At 66.2% G+C, this 2,946-nt stretch carries 3 protein-coding genes; all 3 read left to right on the top strand.

The genetic code is table 11. The features are described 5' to 3' along the window. A partial coding sequence (locus tag AC1D15_RS24885) for an alpha-isopropylmalate synthase regulatory domain-containing protein (protein ID WP_477828082.1) occupies positions 1-716 on the top strand: 716 nt, incomplete at its 5' end. A gap of 36 nt (positions 717-752) precedes the next feature. Beyond that, positions 753-2,294: a 2-isopropylmalate synthase gene (locus AC1D15_RS24880; RefSeq protein WP_477828081.1), complete on the top strand. Its 1,542-nt coding sequence runs from the start codon at positions 753-755 to the stop codon at positions 2,292-2,294. A 144-nt stretch (positions 2,295-2,438) separates the two neighbouring features. Beyond that, positions 2,439-2,946 (top strand): serine hydrolase (locus AC1D15_RS24875; protein WP_477828080.1); only part of this gene is annotated, 508 nt, incomplete at its 3' end.

Raw genomic sequence — 2,946 nt, 5'->3', positions numbered from 1 at the left:
ACCTGGTCTACACCTCGTTCTCCGGCTCGCACCAGGAYGCSATCAAGAAGGCCTTCGCGCAGCGCCGGCCGACCGACATCTGGGACGTGCCGTACCTGCCGATCGACCCGGTCGACCTCGGGCGCAGCTATGACGCGGTGATCCGCGTCAACAGCCAGTCGGGCAAGGGCGGGGTGTCGTACCTGCTCGAGACCGAGTACGGCGTGGAGCTGCCGCGCCGCCTGCAGATCGAGTTCAGCGGCGTGGTCCAGCGCGTGATGGACGACAGCGGCAAGGAGCAGACCGCCGCCGACCTGTGGGCCGTCTTCCGGAGCGAGTACGGCATCGCCGACGCTCCCGTCGCACGCGCGACGGCGCCGACGATCACCGCGCAGGCCGACGGCTCGGTTCACCTGCACGGCACGGTCGGCCTGGGCGATCGCGAACTGGCGCTGGATGCGCAGGGCGCCGGGCCGATCGACGCGTTCGTCAACGCGCTGAACCGGCACCTGGCCGTGCCGGTGCGCGTGCTGGATTACCACGAGCATGCGATCGCCAGCGGCGCCGATGCGCGCGCTGCGGCCTACCTCGAGCTGCGGGTGGGCGATGCGGTGACGCTGTTCGGCGTCGGCATCGATGCCAACATCGTTTCCGCCTCGCTGAAGGCCATCGTGTCGGGCCTGCAGCGGGCGCTGCGCCGGGGCGAACTGGCCTTCAAGGCCGCAGAGCTCGCCTAAGATCCGAGCCGATCACCCGAACTGAGGAGTCACCCCATGACCGACAAACTGATCATTTTCGACACCACCTTGCGTGACGGCGAGCAATCGCCCGGCGCCTCGATGACCAAGGACGAGAAGCTGCGCATCGCCCGGCAGCTCGAGCGCCTGAAGGTCGACGTGATCGAGGCCGGCTTCGCGGCGGCGTCGAACGGCGATTTCGAAGCGGTGAAGGCGATCGCCCAGGCGGTGAAGGACAGCACCGTCTGCTCGCTGGCGCGCGCGAACGACCGCGACATCGCGCGCGCCGCCGAGGCGCTGCAGGGCGGCGCGTCGACGCGCATCCACCTGTTCCTCGCGACCAGCGCGCTGCACATGGAGAAGAAGCTGCGCATGACGCCGGACCAGGTGTTCGAGCAGGCGCGCCTGTCCACGCGCTTCGCGCGCAACCTGAGCGGCGATGTGGAGTTCTCGCCGGAAGACGGCTACCGCTCCGACCCCGATTTCCTGTGCCGCGTGCTCGAGGCGGTGATCGCCGAGGGCGCGACGACGATCAACATCCCCGACACCGTCGGCTATGCGATCCCCGAGCTGTACGGCAACTTCATCCTGGACCTGCGCCAGCGGATCCCGAACGCCGACAAGGCGGTGTGGTCGGTGCACTGCCACAACGACCTCGGCATGGCGGTCGCCAACTCGCTGGCCGGCGTCAAGATCGGCGGCGCGCGACAGGTCGAGTGCACGATCAACGGCCTGGGCGAGCGTGCCGGCAACTGCTCGCTCGAAGAGATCGTGATGGCCGTGAAGACGCGCCGCGACTACTTCGGCCTCGACCTCGGCATCGATGCGACGCAGATCGTGCCCGCCTCGCGCCTGGTCTCGCAGACGACCGGCTTCGTGGTGCAGCCGAACAAGGCAGTGGTCGGCGCGAATGCGTTCGCGCATGCGTCCGGCATCCACCAGGACGGCGTGCTGAAGGCGCGCGACACCTACGAGATCATGCGTGCCGAAGACGTGGGCTGGGCGGCCAACAAGATCGTGCTGGGCAAGCTGTCGGGGCGCAATGCCTTCAAGCAGCGCCTGCAGGACCTCGGCATCGCGATGGAATCCGAGGCCGAGATCAATGCGGCGTTCGCCAAGTTCAAGGAACTGGCCGACCGCAAGAGCGACATCTTCGACGAGGACATCCTCGCGCTGGTGATGGACGAGGCGGTGACGGCCGAGAGCGAGCACTACCGGCTGCTCGCGCTGTCGCAGCACTCCGAGATGGGCGAGCGGCCGCACGCCAAGGTCGCGTTCTCGGCCGGCGCCGTCGAGCACCATGCCGAGAGCGACGGCAACGGCCCGGTCGATGCCAGTTTGAAGGCCATCGAATCCAAGCTGCAAAGTGGCGCCGAAATGCTGCTCTATTCGGTCAATGCCATCACCTCGGGGAGCACAGAATCCCAGGGAGAGGTGACGGTTCRACTGCAGCATGGTGGCCGCGTCGTCAACGGAGTCGGGTCTGATCCGGACATCGTGGTGGCTTCGGCCAAGGCTTACCTCGCGGCCATGAACAAGCTGCACAGCAAGAGCGAACGCGTCGCTGCCCAGGGATGAGCTGATCTGCCGACTTTGTCACAGACCTGACAAACCCTAAGGTACAGATAGAGAAAGGGCGCGTAAGTTTTTGATCTTGCGCGCTTTTTTTCTTTCACCTACACTCGCGTCAGCGGCTGTCAAGGGGTTGTTGTGGCAAAAAAGATGCAAATTTCGGTATCGGCGATGATTCGCGGGTTGATCACGTTGATCACTGCAGTTGCGCTTCCGTTGGCGGCAGTTGCTGCGGACGGCACCGCCAAGCCCACCAAGCGCAAGGCCGCTGCCAGCGCCAAGGCCTCCCCCGCCAAGTCCTCCAAGAGCGCGGCCCGCAGCAAGCGGGTTCGCACCGTCGCCTTCGTGCCGGCGCGCCCGTCGTTCGGCCAGATCGCCGGCCTGCACAGCACGGTCGATGCGTTGGAGCTGAAATCCAGCGTCGCCCTGGTGATGGACCAGGACACCAATGAAGTGCTGTTCAGCAAGAATCCCGGCGCCGTGCTGCCGATCGCTTCGCTGACCAAGCTGATGACGGCCGTCGTCGTCACCGATGCCCAGTTGCCGCTGGATGAAACCCTCACGATCACGCAAGACGATGTCGACACCGAGAAGGGCAGCCGCTCGCGCCTGACGGTCGGCACCCAGCTGACGCGCGAAGAGATGCTGCACCTGGCGC

It is taken from the genome of Rhizobacter sp. P2_H2 (assembly GCF_056403375.1).
Note: the sequence above shows the minus strand (reverse complement) of the source record. Positions and strands in the feature narration are given on the sequence as shown.